Origin of the sequence: Halobacteriovorax sp. JY17, assembly GCF_002753895.1 — a bacterium.
In the GTDB taxonomy this organism is placed as follows: domain Bacteria; phylum Bdellovibrionota; class Bacteriovoracia; order Bacteriovoracales; family Bacteriovoracaceae; genus Halobacteriovorax.
Genome location: NZ_NJER01000001.1, coordinates 523,461 through 536,869 on the forward strand (window position 1 = coordinate 523,461; position 13,409 = coordinate 536,869).

The window sequence follows — 13,409 nt, forward strand, 5'->3', positions numbered from 1 at the left end:
AGTGTTCTTATGAGCGAGAAAGTTTTAAAACAATTAGAGAGAGATCTTGTAAAAGTTAATTCAACAGACCAGGGAAGAAGGGCATTTCTCGTTGCTCTTCCTATGATTCTCGCTTCATGCGCTACAGGATCAAAACATAGAATGCGTGAGGGAGATAATACAGGACAAGAAACAAGTCTTAGTTTTTCTGATGAGAGACAAATGACTAAAGAGTACCTACCTCAAATGGAAAAAGAATACCCAAGTGTTTCTAACTCTTACGCTCAATCTTATATACGTAATCTTGGAGCTAAGATTACTTCTGCTAATGGACTAGAGGGACATCCTTATAATTATCACTTTAGAGTTGTGAACTCTAAAATGGTAAATGCCTTTGCTCTGCCTGCTGGAGAGGTCTTTGTTACGGCTCCTCTTATTAAAATGGCCAGTAGCGAAGCAGAACTTGCAGGAGTTCTAGGTCATGAAATTGGGCATATTAAGGCCCGTCACACAGCTGAACGTATTGAAGCAGAGAAGAAATCAAAGACGAAGAATTTACTCTTTGGAATTGGTGGAGCTATTCTTGGTGGAGCGGCAGGATATGGACTCGGTAAGGCCCTTTGTAAGAAAGGTGACCGCGAATGTATCCAAAGAATTGCTCTCTACGGAGGAGCGGCCGGAGTAGGTGGAGCTCTTCTTATTCAAAAGTTTGGTTTTATGGCCAACTCTAGAGAAGATGAGATGGAAGCAGATAGAATCGGTTTTAGTACTTCTCTGGCGGCAGGCTATGATGCTAATCACATTGGTAAATTCTATGAGAAATTACTTGTAATGGAAAAGCAGTATCAGAGAAATTCAAATGGAATCTCCAAAAAATTTGCAGATGCTCTAAGTACTCACCCTCCAAGCATTGAGAGGGTGAGACAAATGAATGAAATGAGTCAAGAAGTGAGTGGAAGAGGGGGAATTATAAACTCAAAGAGTTTTTTAAAAGTTCAAACTCTAGTTTAAGCAACTCGCTGCTCTTTTTTCTCTTTTACTCCTAAATCTATTTTTGATTTAGGTCTAACTCTCTTTAGCTTCATCTTGAGAATCTCTAATTTTATTTTCTGTTGAAGATAGGTGAGAAATGTTACTTTTCCTACTTGAATAATATCCTCGCTTTCTTCGTAGTTCACCCAAATTTTACAAAATGCTTGAAAGATATATTTATTTGCCCTGCTCAATTTATAGTAGTCGGTAGAAAAACCCATTTCAGTAGAGTTTGAAGACATGGTAAATCTCTTATCATCAACAATGACATTTGAATTTTCAGGAAAGTACTTATCCATATATTGATTTTTTAAAGCCTGAACAACTACCTTATAGTCTTTTGGGATTACTTTTAAATTAATCTTCGGAGATGGCCATACCTGACTGATTGTATTGGTAAACACTTCAATTATTGAAGGAGTCGAAGAGATATTAGTCGCAAAGAGAGTTCCGTATTTCTCATAGGCCATAGAGGCGTTGCAAAGAGCGGTGAGGCTCATAAAGTCTCCTCCAGGATTTCGGTTAAAAATAATTAATCCTCCATGGAAAATATGGCCAACTTCAGACTTAATGATAGGACTAATAAGAAAGCCAAAAGGTGAAAGTTCATCTTCAATAAGAGTAATAGCGCAAGTCGCGTAGACTTCTTTTAAATCACTTAGCTTTAAATTCTTTCTTAAGTAGAGATTGTCTACTTGAGCTTTTGCATTTTGATTTATAGAAACAAGTGAGTTATGAAGTCTCATCAGGTCGAGATCATTGAGGTTCTCACCTGGGTTTAAGTAGTGCTTTGATTTAATATTGTTAAAAGAATATTGCTTAAACATATAATACTCCTAGGCTACTTTCTTAAAAGTCTTTGCTGTTCCCGCTTGCAGAGACATCTCATATTGATCAAAGAATATTCCTCTGTAGTCTGTATGAGGCTGCTTTGTTGCTAATTTAAAAACTTCATTTGCCATAAGAACTCCACTTAGCCAGACCACTGGGGCAAGTGAAGGCCTTGGGCGCTTCTTGTAAACAATATCTTGCACTAACTCTTTAGAGATAATTTTAAAAGGTGAGAAATGAGAGAAAGTATACTTCACTTCGATATCAACTGCTTCGTTACAGAGCTCTGGGGTGAGCTGATCAAAGGGAACCCCTTTTGTTGGAAGATCTAGAAAGTCCTCCCAGTGAGGAGAGTCCGGAGTCATAACAAAGACACTTGCGTAAGGTGTTAGCCAAGCATCAACAATTGTAATTCCTTTCTTTCTAGCAGTTCTTTCTAGTATTAAAGAGTTATACATTTCATCCATGCCATTGACGACATAGTCTACTTGATCAAGTAGAGACTCAATATTCTCTAGGGAGACTTTTTCAGGAAAGAATTTAATATTTATTTTTGGATTTATTTTTAAGAACTCCTCAGCTAGTACTTCTACTTTATATCTTCCAATTGAATCTTTATTGGCATGTAGCTGTCGATTGAAGTTACTCTCTTCGTAGATGTCATGATCAACTAAAGTTAAATTTTCAACTCCCATACGCACTAAGACTTCAGCGCAAACTCCTCCCATTCCTCCTGTTCCCGCAATGAGTACTTTCGAGTCTCTTAAAGCCTCTTGATCTTGTTCACTTATTAAACCTAAATTTCGTGAAAACATATGAACTCCTTTTAGAGGATTCATCATACGGCCAAGATTATTTGAGATTTAACTGTATTGAGAAATTATTTAGTAAGAGTGTAATTTAGAAGAGTTGTAGTTATTATAGTATGGTTTAAAGTTCATATATTCTTTAGAATGAAGTCTCAAAAACTTGGCTACTGTAGAGTAACTGACTGATTTTCATTACCAAAGAGTAAGTTGAATTCTGTTCCGTGATTTTTTGGAAACTTATTAAACGGTCTTGAATTCACTTGAATTTCACCACCCATCTCTTTAGTGAAGTATGTCGCTTGTGTAAGTCCTACTCCGAGTCCGAGCTCGCCAGAAGTTCCTTCCTCGCTCTCACATAATTCATTGTTAAAGAAATTATTGATAGCGGAAGTCTTCATTCCTGTTCCTCTGTCAATAATACTTATCTTTATACGGCCATATTCTTCGCAGGCCTTAATGAGAATTTCTCCACCTTCAAAACTAAATTTAATCGAATTAGAAATGATGTTTGCAAGAATAGAATTTAGAAATGTAATTCTACTTCCCTTTAGTGTTGAACTTGAATGCAGCTTGGCTTCTATGATTAATTTTAATCTCTTTTCTTCTAGAGCTTCTTGAAAGAGTTCTTTAACTTCTTCTAAAATATCTAATATATTGAATTTATCATCACACATAATTCTCTTAGCAAGGTGGAACTCCCTAAGTTCTTGAATAACATTGTGCATATTTTCTGTTGCTCTATTTAATATTTCTTTATCTCTTTGACCGAAGTCTTCCATTTCATTTAAGAGCTTTTCATTCTTTAAGCGAATAATGGCAAGAGGATTGTTGAGGTCGTGCATAATCGCTTTTATTAATGTTTCATTTAGTCTATTTGAGCTATCAAGTTTATTATTTAATAACTCGAGTTCTTGGTTTAAAAGTGATTGTTCATGTCTCTTTTCTTCAATCTCACTTAGAAGTGTTGTTGTGTTTTGCATACTTTGAAAGAATCTGCTCGCGAGGATGAATGGATTCCATAATTTAAAGCTATTAGTAAAGTAGAGATTTATAATAGGGTTCTTCTCAGTTTGATCAATAACTGCTCGTGCTGGTTTTAGTCCTAGGGCCGCAGGGAATCCCTCAAAGGCGGAAGCGTAGGCCTTGGTAAAGTTACTAAAGCAGGTATGACCTGGGTTCATTTTTATCGTAATTTGAACGTGCCCTTTAGTGACTTTCTTATACTCAAATTTTAAATTCTTATAGAAGTATTTTCCGACAAATGAGCAAAAGAACCAGTAGATATCTTCAACTCTAAAAGTCGCAGCCCCTATTTTTTTTACAATAGATAGGCCGTCGTTATTCACTCCTGTATTTCTAAGGCTATGAAGAGCTTTCTTTTCACCCACTAGAGAGAATGTATTATTAGTGATAGTCTCGAATTCTTTCCAGCTTATTTTTTCTTTTGTATTTGTGATGTGATTGAAGTCTAGCGATGTACCAAGGATTAAATCTCTTGGATCTAGGTGATGTTCTTTTAGTGTGTCAATATAAGCTACTAGGGTAGCGTTGGATACTTCCATTGGGACATTTATACCAATTTTAGTTAAGATTATGAAGTAACTTGTAGAAATTATACTATATTATTTACAAGTATATTCAATAGTTAACCTCTGGAAGGTAAGTAATCTTTAATGTTTTGGAAAAATAAGAAAATAGCTGAGTTTACCTCAGATGAGTGGGAATCTCTGTGCGACGGTTGTGGCAAGTGCTGCCTTGTGAAATTAGAGGACCCTGACACTTTTGAAATCGCTTATACGGCCTGTGCCTGCTCTCTTCTTGATATTGAGAAGGTTAAGTGTAAGCAGTACTCTTCTCGCTTTCTAGTTGTTCCTGAATGTCTTAAGATCACACCTGAAAATATAGACTCTCTTGAGTATTTACCAAGTACATGCGCCTATAAGCTGGTTGCTAAAGGTAAAGAACTTCCGAAATGGCATCACCTAGTAAGTGGTGATTCAAGTCTGGTGCATTCTCTTGGAAAATCCGTCATGGATTGGTGCGTACCTGTGGATAATGTTCCAGAAGATGATTGGGTGGACATGATCGTGGAAATCGAAGATTAAATTTGAAAAGCTGTATTAAGTCCTATTATAATTAGAGAAAAATAGGATTTATATGTTTAAGTTAATTACCTTCGCAGTCTCATTACTTTGTATTTCAAACTCTTATTCGTCTGAGGCCATAGGCTTCTATTCGAAGGGCTCTATTATAAACTCAAGTTCAATCGATGAATATAGTGGCGACTTTGAAAAGCTGTTTCGCTCTAGAAAGAGATTATTTGCGACAGATCACTTACTGTCTTTTATTTCAGATTTTACAAGTGAATTTACTTCATCTCATCCTGGTATTGAAAAGTTTCAAATCGGAGATATCTCTGCCGAGAGAGGAGGCTTTGTAAGCCGTCATAGCTCACATCAAAATGGTCTCGACGTAGACGTTGTCTATCTTCGGGTAAATAAGAAAGGCCAAGATGTAGATTATCCCGAGTGGGGAGAGTACTTTGTTAAAAATGGTAAGCTCACAAGAAATTTTGATATCTCAAAGAACTGGCAACTTTTTCAATTTATTATTTCTAAAGGTGGAGTGGGGAGAATCTTTGTTGATACAGCAGTTAAAAAGAAGTTCTGTGAACTCTACGGAAGTTCACCAAGTCCTAGAGAGAAAGAAACTCTAAGACGACTTAGACCCGCCGCGAATCATCTTACACATTTTCATTTAAGACTGAAATGTCATAAGTCTTACGCAAATTGCCGCGAACAAGATGATCCTTCTAGTGGTAGTGGCTGTGCAAATTTAATAGTAGAAAGCTTATAAAAGTGGAGGAGTCTTTACCTTGGCGAAGAACTTCTCTACCCCTTGCGCAACTGCATTAGCATAATCATTTTGAAATTTCTTTGAGATTAACTTCTTAAGTTCTTTAGTGTTGGAAATAAATCCGACTTCTAGGAGTATTGAAGGCCTCTTACTGAGGGCCATCACATAGAATATGGCCGGCTTTACTCCGCGGTCAGTGATTTTATATTTCTTGGAAATTTTAGAGCTTATTTCTTCATGTACTAACTTTGCCATTCTTCTTGAGCTTGGAGCTGTTCTATCTATTACTAAGTCGGCGAGGATTTTATTGATAATGACTTGCTCTCCCTTCGTATTCTTATTCTCTACTTCTTCGACTTTCTTTACGGCCGCATTGTCGTGATTATCAAGGTAGAAAGTTTCAAGACCATGGGAGTATTTAGAGGTTGAGGCATTTATATGAATAGAGATAAAAATATCTGCCTTGATTTTATCTGCTAGATCGGCCCTCTCTTCGAGTGTTACCGTTCTATCGAGACTTCTGGTTAAATAAGCTGAAAAGTTCTTAGAAAGCCTCTTGTGAATAATTTTTGCAATTGAAAGAGCGATATCTTTTTCACAAATTACTTTAAGAGTTTTTCCTACCCATAGTTTTCCTTTTGCTCCGCAGTCTTCTCCGCCATGGCCAGGATCAATGAGAATTGATTGGGCGCTAGCAGAGTAACTAATAGAGAAAAGTAAAAATAGTATAGAAATTAACTTCATCAAGTATATTCTAAGTTAATAATAGAGCTGATGCAAATACGTTCTCTAATTAAGTGCTTTTAGATTTTCGTACCAGCCCCAGCCTTTAGTGACTTTATTATTTACTAAGTCTTTATATTCAACCTGAATCCATCCACCTTTTTTATCAAGCTGAGTAAGTACTTGGTTGGGTGAGAGAGTTTTAACCACTTTTGATTTTGGAGAATTCTCCTCTCTGAGATTAACAAATTTAAGTGTTACAAATTGGTTGAGCTTATTAATTTTCTTTAATTCTTTTTTAATGATAGGTGCTTGTGCCACTTGGACAACTTCTTTAGGACTTGAAGAGATAATTCCAAGAGTGAGGCCAAAAACTATACAAACTCCCATGACAACGTAGAGGTAGTTTCTCTTTTCTTTGAGCGAATCGAAGAGATTCTTTGAGATTTCATTGTTAATATCTTGGTCGAGTTTATTCATCTCTTCAAATTGTGTCAGCTCATCTAATTTCTTTTGAATGATATCTAATTGTTCTGGAAGTACTGACAGTTTATCTAAAGACTTTGTTAGTTGCTCGTTCTTCTCTCTTTCAATTCTTAGAAACTCATTATTGATCATCATATCCGTTGGATAGAACTCTGTTGTTATCTGCTGTATTTGAGTCTTTGTTTCTGAAATAGGAGAGCCTAGATTATTTGATAATAAGCTAGTAAGTCCTGTAGAAGTTTTATCTAGTGTATTCTTTTTTAGAATGGAGGAAAGAGATTTTCCACCAAGTGGTTTCTCTTCAATGGTTTCTTTAACCATGTCTTCAATATTGTCTTTCATAACGTCCCTGTTAACAAAGATTAGTGTGTGTTAGTAATATTAGCCACTTAAATTTACAATGGCAAATGTTTTGGTCCGATAATAAGTCCCGCTCTTTCTCCTATTTCGACACCTGCATTTGGAAAGATAATTCTCTGCTCGTTTCCCTTTGCTCTAATTTCTTCGCTCTGATCTTTTGAGACTAGTTCACCGTCTTGAAACTTTGAAAAATTTGGAAGGTTATCGTCAAAACTAAAGGTAAAGGATTCATCGTGCTTGATAATTTCGACTTCCATCTCAAAAACTTTGAGCTTAGATATTTCTCTACTCTCTTGGTATTCTCCTGTGAGAATTCCTCTTAGAGTTGCTTCAATTTCTTTGAAGTTTTCCCTGTCATTCTCCCCAAACCTTTCAACTTTTCCAAGTTCTAAAGTAAAAGAAGCTGCATTGTAAAGACTGCTAGAGTAGTAGGAGAATGTTGTAGCAATATCATCACTCAATATGACGGCGTCGATCCCAGACTTCTCTAGAAAGCCTAGTTGTTCTGGGTCAATTGGGTTTCCTTCAGAATAAGGGTAAATCGCAAATTTCTTAAGTTCTGAGGGCTTGATTGCGGTATGAAGATCATAGTGAATTTTCTTTGTATCACTCTGATAGAAGTCATCTAGGATGCTTATAATTTCTTTGGCCCTTCTCACTTCGTAGTTATCTTCTTTGGTATCGAGCTTCCTGGCAAAGAGTCGATTGAGATTCTCTGTGCAAAATCTCTTTTCAATATTCATCGCCTTTGGATTTCCAAAAATAAAGAGGGTGTGATGTATGCATTTGAGAGAGCTATTTTCAATACTTGTTATAATATCGTTGATGATCTCTATTGGCGCTGTCTCATTTCCATGAATACCACTGCTGTAGACAATTTGAGTTGTGCTCGGCTGATGAGGAATAAACTCTAAGATACCAGTGCTTAAAACTTTTAAACTTCCGCCCTGGACATCTTTCCAAGTGTAAAGGTTGCCTTTATATTCTTCATTCTCTCTCGTCCACATTAGAAAATCTTTCTTCATTATTTAATCCTAAAACTTTGTCCAAAAAATGGCACGATAAATTCATTTTCTGTAATTTTAAATTCTTCTTGGGCCTTATGTAAATCCTCTATTGGCGTATTAATACCCTCATTGGTAAGTTTGAAAGTTCCAAAGTGCATACCGATTGTCAGATTTGACTGTAAGTCTTTATGTGCAAGTATGCTATCTCTAGGATTCATATGTTGGTCTTTCATAAACCATCTAGGCTCATAGGCTCCAATTGGGATAAGAGAAATTTCCATTGGTCCATATTTTTTGAATTGCTCTTTGAAATGATCTGAATAACCAGTATCGCTGGCGAAGTAAATTTGCTTATCACCATTTATAATAAATGAACCCCAGAGAGTTTCATTTCGATCAAAGATTCCTCTTGCCGACCAATGCTTGCAGGCAACGAAGGTGTACTTTATTTCACTTATTGTCACGGACTGGTCCCAGTCGAGGGAGATAATTTTTTCAATACCATTTTCCATTAGGAGCCTCTCAACTCCAAGGCCCACTATGAAAGTTGGTGAATGCTCTTGATTGAGTTTTTTGAGAGTGTCGATATCGAGATGATCGTAGTGATTGTGGCCTACTAGAACGACATGAATTGGAGGAAGATCACTAAACTTCACCCCAGGTTTTCTTACTCTCTTGGGACCAATAAAACTAAAGGGTGACGTTCTCTCTCCCCATATAGGGTCAGTAAGAATATTGATATTCTTATTTTGGATAAGAAATGTGGAGTGATTTATAAAAGTGAGATGGGTTTCTTTCTCAACTCTCTCCTTTTTAATTTTTACCTGCTCTACAGGAATTTCTTCAGGCCAAGGAGTATCATCATCTGTGAGCTTCCATTTTAAAACTTCAAAAAGAGATTTATCAATTCTTTGATTCTTATATTGAAATACTTTTCCATTGAAGTTCTTACTTTCTTTCATCTGTTTGGAAGGAGCGGCCGTGCAAGACACCAAGAGAATTATGAGTATGAAATTTAGTTTCAAATTACCTCCAAAAGTAGAAGGTAAATATAACTAAGATGGGATATTTAGTCTAATGCTGTCTAAGCGGGAAGCCACTGAAACCATTCACTAGGATCATTCTCTTTAATTCTAAGACACATTGTAGCAGACCATCCTGGCTTTTTTGGAGGCTTCATCAACTTAAAGCCCGTCTCCTTCAAAGTCTTTGCGCCCTTCTTGGAGTTGCACTTCTTACAGCACGTGACAATATTCTTCCAATTAGTTTTTCCCCCTTTACTGACAGGGATAACATGATCGAAAGTGAGGTCTTTAAAAGCAAAACCTTTAGTGCAGTATTGGCAGGTATAGTCATCACGTAGGTAAACATTTAGGCGGGTGAATTTAACTTGTCTTTGAGTATTATGGCGATTGTAGAGGCGAAGAATTTTGGGCAAACTAAAGCTTTGTGAGGTGGACCGAATAAGAGTGTCGTCATATTCGGTGACGACTTCGGCCCGACCGGTGAGAAGCAGAATCATGGCCTTTTGCCAGTTGATGATTCGCACCGGGAAGAAGGTACTATCTAAGAGCAGGGTTCGCATGGTTAAAACTCCTTGGAGATTCAATACTCTTAAATTTTATCATAACTCTGAAATAAACAACAAATTAGGAAATATAATATCTTCTGTCATCCTAAGTACTTGTAAAGGCTATCTATTAAAGGCCTAAAGTGATCTTGCTGGTCAGTTTCTTCCACATTGCTTGCCCTAGAGTAGAAGGGTCTATGGCCAAGTGATAGATGCTCTTCTCATTTCTAGTAGGTTTTGATTTGAGTTCTATAAAGGTACAATTCTTCCATTTCTTGCATAAATCTCTCGTTGAATAGAAGTCAATGAGCTCATCTCTCATATCCATAAGAATAGTTTTTGGAATTTGATCTTGAAAAGCTAGATCCTTATTAATTTCCCACATGGCTTTATAGGCGAGAAGTCCTGTACTTGATTTCGCTCTATATTCAACAAAGTTTCCGCTTGGAAGATTAAAGGTGAGACCCATTTTAAAGAGTAGTGTAATAAAGCTAGTGTACCATCTCGTTTTGAAAGCTGGAGCGATATAAGTAACACTTTTAAAGGGGGCCTTAAATTTTTCAATAGAGTGTTGAATGAGTTCAGCTCCAAGAGAGAAGCCTAGTCCATAGAGAGGAACTTTTAATTCCTTTGAGCTTAAATAGGCCTGACAAAGTGGAATGTAGAAATCCTTTATCCATCTCTCTTTAGAGACGCTCTTCCAATTTGTTTCTTTTGTATGACCTGTAAGCTTTATGTAGAGTGGGGAGATACTTTGTGACTTATAGTAATTGCCTAAAGTCTCCATTTTCTCTGAATTAAGATTTAAACCGTGAGCAATGAGGACGATGCCTTTAACGTCTCCCTCGAAAGTTATTTTCTGTGTGGCGTTATTGCAATTTAGAGCAAGGCTTTTAGTTGAAATAAGAAGTAGTAGTATGAAGATAAATTTTTTCATTTCAAAATCTTACCATTTCTATCATCATTTGTACTTTGAAAAAAAGAAAACTAACATATTGATAACTTTATTAAGGAGAATTACATGAAGTCACTTTTGAGCACGGCAGCTCTCTTACTTCTTTCACTTTCGTCTGTTGCCCATACGGGTTTAAAAGCAGGGGAGAAATTTGAAAATCATAGAATCCAGGGACAGATTAGAGTTAGTTGTTATGAACGAGGACAGAGCGATTACGCCTATGTGAACTGCACTGATAGTTATCTGACTCCTTCCATTAGATCTACTTTTACTTTTGATTCAGGAGTTGAAGCGGATAAGGTTGAGCTTAAATATGTTAATTCTAGTGGCAAGACTAAGACGAAGTCATCTAAAATTAAAGGTAATGAGAGTAGAGAGAATTTTAATCTTTGGATTTGGACACTCACACAAAGACCTCTTTTAAAGAGCGGTGAAAATACTATTGAGTATAAACTTACAAATTCTGGAGATACAGTTGAAACAGGTTCATTTGATGTTCTAGTAGAAACTCAGGCGATTCGTACATGTGGTTACAGATCTTATACATCTAGTCGTTTAAGTGATTGTACTAACGCTTCAAATGTTTGCGCTCAATACTTTAGAGAAATGAACGATTGTCAGTAAGTTAATTAATACCTGGGCCACGTACTAAGCGTGGCTTTTTTTTGGAGTCTCTTTGAAAGCACTACTCTTATTTTTATTTCTTTCTACAAACTTAATGGCCTCTCCTATTTTGCATGATATTGCAAAAGGACAACATCATAAGGGCGGTGAAATAAGAATAGAGGTCTCAAGTAATACTGCTACATCATTTACCGCAAAGATTGCTTATAAAATAAAGAAGAAATTCTATGTACCCGTGGGAGATAGTAAACTCCAAGGTGATGTTGAGCAGGGCCTGCCAAAAATATTCTCCACTAAAGAGGGTTATACTCATCTTGAGCAAGTCGGTTCAATTAAAGTTGATAGGGCCACAGTAAAGTTTATCAAGAGGGAGAGCATAGGCGAGTACTATGACGCCTTTAAAATCGAAATTATTCCTGATAATGGAAAGTGGAAGGGATTTCTCTGGTACCACCCAAGTGTAGAAGGGGTGGGATGGATTAAGAGTGATCTAACTCTTCTAAGTATCCCAGTTCTTGGGGACTATAGTCTAACGAGCTTTATTCGCTAATCTATTGTCTAATTAATAGACAGTTTTACTTCGTTCTGTTTAAAAAATTAACAGGCTTCTTGAGCTTTAGGGCTTATCTTCTTAATAATAAGACTTGAGGAGTTGGTACGTTTCTTGGATATAGATAGGTAACTTTCAATTTTCTTAGAGGAGAAAACATCATGAAGAAAACATTAATTGCTACCGCTGCTATGGTAATTATGGCAAATCCAATATTCGCTGCTACGCAGGGAACTCTCTTACTTCAAGGTCAAGTTGATCAGGTTCTATCGCTAACTGTTACTGCAGAATCTGGTGTAAATACTAATCTTGATTTAGTAAATGGAGAAGAGGACTTGAAAGTTGCAGTTGTGACAGAAGAGACAAACTCAAATACAGGTTATAAAATTCTTGTTAGATCTGCCAATGGTGGACTCTTAAAAAATGGTGCTCTTGATAGTGTAGCCTATACTGTAAAATATGATGGTGAAGCAACTGCTAGATCGTTAACTACATCTGATGTAGCAGTAAAAAATGTCTCAACAGGTGGTGTTTATGATCACGAGAGTGATTTTGAAGTAAGTCTTACTGGAAGTGGTTCTGCTGCGGCACTAACTCAAGGTACTTATTCTGATACCGTGACTTTTACAATCCAAGTTAACTAATTGAATATAGGGCATACTTGAGAATAGTTCTCAGGTATGCTGTTTTTTGTCCGATAATACTCTGAGGAGTTTATTGTGATAAAAGTCAGCTTCATTCTATTTGCCCTTACTTCGTCTCTATGTATTAATGCTGCTAATTCTGGCTCACTTCTCTTATCTTCAAGAATTGGTGTTAATATCGATTACCGTATTGATGAGAATAATAATATTCGAATTGTCTCTAATGCTCCCTTTAAGAAAAACTTAAGATCCTACGTTTTTAAATCTAGAAATCTTAGCTTAAGTAAGAATGATAAAAGTCGCTATCAAGTCTTAGAAATCGAAGCAAATTAATTATCTTTTTTAATTTCTTTTTGACCCTAGCTCTAGTTCTAAATGACACTAAAATGACTTTTTGACTCTAAAAAGGAGGATAATGCCTCCCTGCTTTTGGCATGCACCTTGTATATACTATTAGTAACTTATTCATATGGAGGAAATATGAGAAAATTACTAATTGCTTCTACACTTTCAATTCTAACGTTGAGCTCTTTCGCTGCTCCTCAAGGAACGCTCTTACTACAAGGTTCAATTGGCCAAGTTCTATCTCTAACTGTTGAGGCAGAAGCTGGTGTAAATAATAGTTTAGACCTAACTAGTTCTGAATCCGATTTAAAAGTAGGTACTGTCACCGAGCAGACAAACTCAAATACAGGTTATAAAATTCTCATTAGATCTGCTAATGCTGGACAATTAAAGAATGGCTCCCTTGATCAAGTGGATTACACTCTTAAGTATGACGGAACGGCGGTTTCTCTTTCTCAGTCTGACACTGAAGTAAAGAATGAATCCACTGGTGGAGTTTACAATCACGCTAGCGATGTAGAAATTTCGTATACTGGTCAACCTGCTGCAAGTCTTACCCAAGGTACTTACTCAGATACTGTGACTTTTACTATTCAAGTTAATTAAGACAGGGCCTTAAGGGCCCTTTTTTTTGTCTT

General features: G+C 36.5%; 17 protein-coding genes. 8 read left to right on the plus strand and 9 right to left on the minus strand.

The window, feature by feature from the left end:
• Nucleotides 1-9: 9 nt before the first annotated feature.
• Nucleotides 10-990 (plus strand): M48 family metalloprotease, encoded by a 981-nt coding sequence (locus CES88_RS02410; RefSeq protein WP_290730425.1) that lies wholly within the window; start codon nt 10-12, stop codon nt 988-990.
• Here CES88_RS02410 and CES88_RS02415 read toward each other — a convergent pair.
• The 3 genes from CES88_RS02415 to CES88_RS02425 form a co-directional block, all read right to left on the minus strand.
• Nucleotides 987-1,838, minus strand: a complete 852-nt coding sequence (locus CES88_RS02415) for a hypothetical protein (RefSeq protein WP_290730428.1) — start codon at nt 1,836-1,838, stop codon at nt 987-989. The genes CES88_RS02410 and CES88_RS02415 overlap by 4 nt on opposite strands.
• A gap of 9 nt (nt 1,839-1,847) precedes the next feature.
• The gene (locus tag CES88_RS02420; RefSeq protein WP_290730431.1) at nt 1,848-2,657 is read right to left on the minus strand and encodes a ThiF family adenylyltransferase; all 810 of its coding nucleotides are present in this window, start codon (nt 2,655-2,657) and stop codon (nt 1,848-1,850) included.
• A 158-nt stretch (nt 2,658-2,815) separates the two neighbouring features.
• The gene (locus CES88_RS02425; RefSeq protein WP_290730434.1) at nt 2,816-4,213 is read right to left on the minus strand and encodes a HAMP domain-containing sensor histidine kinase; all 1,398 of its coding nucleotides are present in this window, start codon (nt 4,211-4,213) and stop codon (nt 2,816-2,818) included.
• Between the two features lie 111 nt (nt 4,214-4,324).
• Between CES88_RS02425 and CES88_RS02430 the strand changes: the two genes are divergently transcribed.
• Nucleotides 4,325-4,756 (plus strand): YcgN family cysteine cluster protein, encoded by a 432-nt coding sequence (locus tag CES88_RS02430; RefSeq protein WP_290730437.1) that lies wholly within the window; start codon nt 4,325-4,327, stop codon nt 4,754-4,756.
• Nucleotides 4,757-4,808: 52 nt separating this feature from the next.
• Nucleotides 4,809-5,507, plus strand: a complete 699-nt coding sequence (locus CES88_RS02435) for a penicillin-insensitive murein endopeptidase (RefSeq protein WP_290730439.1) — start codon at nt 4,809-4,811, stop codon at nt 5,505-5,507.
• Here CES88_RS02435 and CES88_RS02440 read toward each other — a convergent pair.
• The 6 genes from CES88_RS02440 to CES88_RS02465 all read right to left on the minus strand — a co-directional run bounded on the left by CES88_RS02440 (nt 5,502) and on the right by CES88_RS02465 (nt 10,590).
• A complete protein-coding gene (locus tag CES88_RS02440; RefSeq protein WP_290730441.1) occupies nt 5,502-6,251 on the minus strand; it encodes an N-acetylmuramoyl-L-alanine amidase in 750 nt (249 codons plus the stop codon). The two genes, CES88_RS02435 and CES88_RS02440, sit on opposite strands and share 6 nt — an antisense overlap.
• A gap of 45 nt (nt 6,252-6,296) precedes the next feature.
• The gene (locus CES88_RS02445) at nt 6,297-7,058 is read right to left on the minus strand and encodes an SH3 domain-containing protein (RefSeq protein WP_290730444.1); all 762 of its coding nucleotides are present in this window, start codon (nt 7,056-7,058) and stop codon (nt 6,297-6,299) included.
• 53 nt (nt 7,059-7,111) lie between these two features.
• Nucleotides 7,112-8,101, minus strand: coding sequence for a succinylglutamate desuccinylase (astE, locus tag CES88_RS02450; protein WP_290730447.1), 990 nt, complete (start codon nt 8,099-8,101; stop codon nt 7,112-7,114).
• The gene (locus CES88_RS02455; RefSeq protein ID WP_290730450.1) at nt 8,101-9,108 is read right to left on the minus strand and encodes an MBL fold metallo-hydrolase; all 1,008 of its coding nucleotides are present in this window, start codon (nt 9,106-9,108) and stop codon (nt 8,101-8,103) included. The genes astE and CES88_RS02455 overlap by 1 nt, the downstream gene beginning before the upstream one ends.
• 59 nt (nt 9,109-9,167) lie before the next feature.
• On the minus strand, nt 9,168-9,668 hold the full coding sequence (locus CES88_RS02460; RefSeq protein ID WP_290730453.1) for an HNH endonuclease: 501 nt from the start codon (nt 9,666-9,668) through the stop codon (nt 9,168-9,170).
• Nucleotides 9,669-9,783: 115 nt separating this feature from the next.
• Complete coding sequence (locus CES88_RS02465; protein WP_290730456.1) at nt 9,784-10,590, minus strand: alpha/beta hydrolase; 807 nt, start codon at nt 10,588-10,590, stop codon at nt 9,784-9,786.
• Nucleotides 10,591-10,674: 84 nt separating this feature from the next.
• Here CES88_RS02465 and CES88_RS02470 point away from each other — a divergent pair, with 84 nt between their 5' ends.
• From CES88_RS02470 to CES88_RS02490, 5 genes are all read left to right on the plus strand, one after another.
• The gene (locus CES88_RS02470; protein WP_290730459.1) at nt 10,675-11,232 is read left to right on the plus strand and encodes a hypothetical protein; all 558 of its coding nucleotides are present in this window, start codon (nt 10,675-10,677) and stop codon (nt 11,230-11,232) included.
• Between the two features lie 52 nt (nt 11,233-11,284).
• A complete protein-coding gene (locus CES88_RS02475) occupies nt 11,285-11,782 on the plus strand; it encodes a hypothetical protein (RefSeq protein WP_290730461.1) in 498 nt (165 codons plus the stop codon).
• Between the two features lie 161 nt (nt 11,783-11,943).
• On the plus strand, nt 11,944-12,426 hold the full coding sequence (locus tag CES88_RS02480; protein WP_290730464.1) for a fimbrial protein: 483 nt from the start codon (nt 11,944-11,946) through the stop codon (nt 12,424-12,426).
• 75 nt (nt 12,427-12,501) lie between these two features.
• Entirely contained in the window at nt 12,502-12,759 is a 258-nt protein-coding gene (locus tag CES88_RS02485) for a hypothetical protein (RefSeq protein ID WP_290730466.1), read from the plus strand.
• 147 nt (nt 12,760-12,906) lie between these two features.
• Complete coding sequence (locus CES88_RS02490) at nt 12,907-13,377, plus strand: fimbrial protein (RefSeq protein ID WP_290730469.1); 471 nt, start codon at nt 12,907-12,909, stop codon at nt 13,375-13,377.
• Nucleotides 13,378-13,409: the final 32 nt, after the last annotated feature.

Coding starts and splice junctions, on each gene's coding strand:
- CES88_RS02410 (WP_290730425.1), top strand. CDS start 10: ATGAGCGAGAAAGTTTTAAAACAATTAGAGAGAGATCTTGTAAAAGTT.
- CES88_RS02415 (WP_290730428.1), bottom strand. CDS start 1,838: ATGTTTAAGCAATATTCTTTTAACAATATTAAATCAAAGCACTACTTA.
- CES88_RS02420 (WP_290730431.1), bottom strand. CDS start 2,657: ATGTTTTCACGAAATTTAGGTTTAATAAGTGAACAAGATCAAGAGGCT.
- CES88_RS02425 (WP_290730434.1), bottom strand. CDS start 4,213: ATGGAAGTATCCAACGCTACCCTAGTAGCTTATATTGACACACTAAAA.
- CES88_RS02430 (WP_290730437.1), top strand. CDS start 4,325: ATGTTTTGGAAAAATAAGAAAATAGCTGAGTTTACCTCAGATGAGTGG.
- CES88_RS02435 (WP_290730439.1), top strand. CDS start 4,809: ATGTTTAAGTTAATTACCTTCGCAGTCTCATTACTTTGTATTTCAAAC.
- CES88_RS02440 (WP_290730441.1), bottom strand. CDS start 6,251: ATGAAGTTAATTTCTATACTATTTTTACTTTTCTCTATTAGTTACTCT.
- CES88_RS02445 (WP_290730444.1), bottom strand. CDS start 7,058: ATGAAAGACAATATTGAAGACATGGTTAAAGAAACCATTGAAGAGAAA.
- astE (WP_290730447.1), bottom strand. CDS start 8,101: ATGAAGAAAGATTTTCTAATGTGGACGAGAGAGAATGAAGAATATAAA.
- CES88_RS02460 (WP_290730453.1), bottom strand. CDS start 9,668: ATGCGAACCCTGCTCTTAGATAGTACCTTCTTCCCGGTGCGAATCATC.
- CES88_RS02465 (WP_290730456.1), bottom strand. CDS start 10,590: ATGAAAAAATTTATCTTCATACTACTACTTCTTATTTCAACTAAAAGC.
- CES88_RS02470 (WP_290730459.1), top strand. CDS start 10,675: ATGAAGTCACTTTTGAGCACGGCAGCTCTCTTACTTCTTTCACTTTCG.
- CES88_RS02480 (WP_290730464.1), top strand. CDS start 11,944: ATGAAGAAAACATTAATTGCTACCGCTGCTATGGTAATTATGGCAAAT.
- CES88_RS02490 (WP_290730469.1), top strand. CDS start 12,907: ATGAGAAAATTACTAATTGCTTCTACACTTTCAATTCTAACGTTGAGC.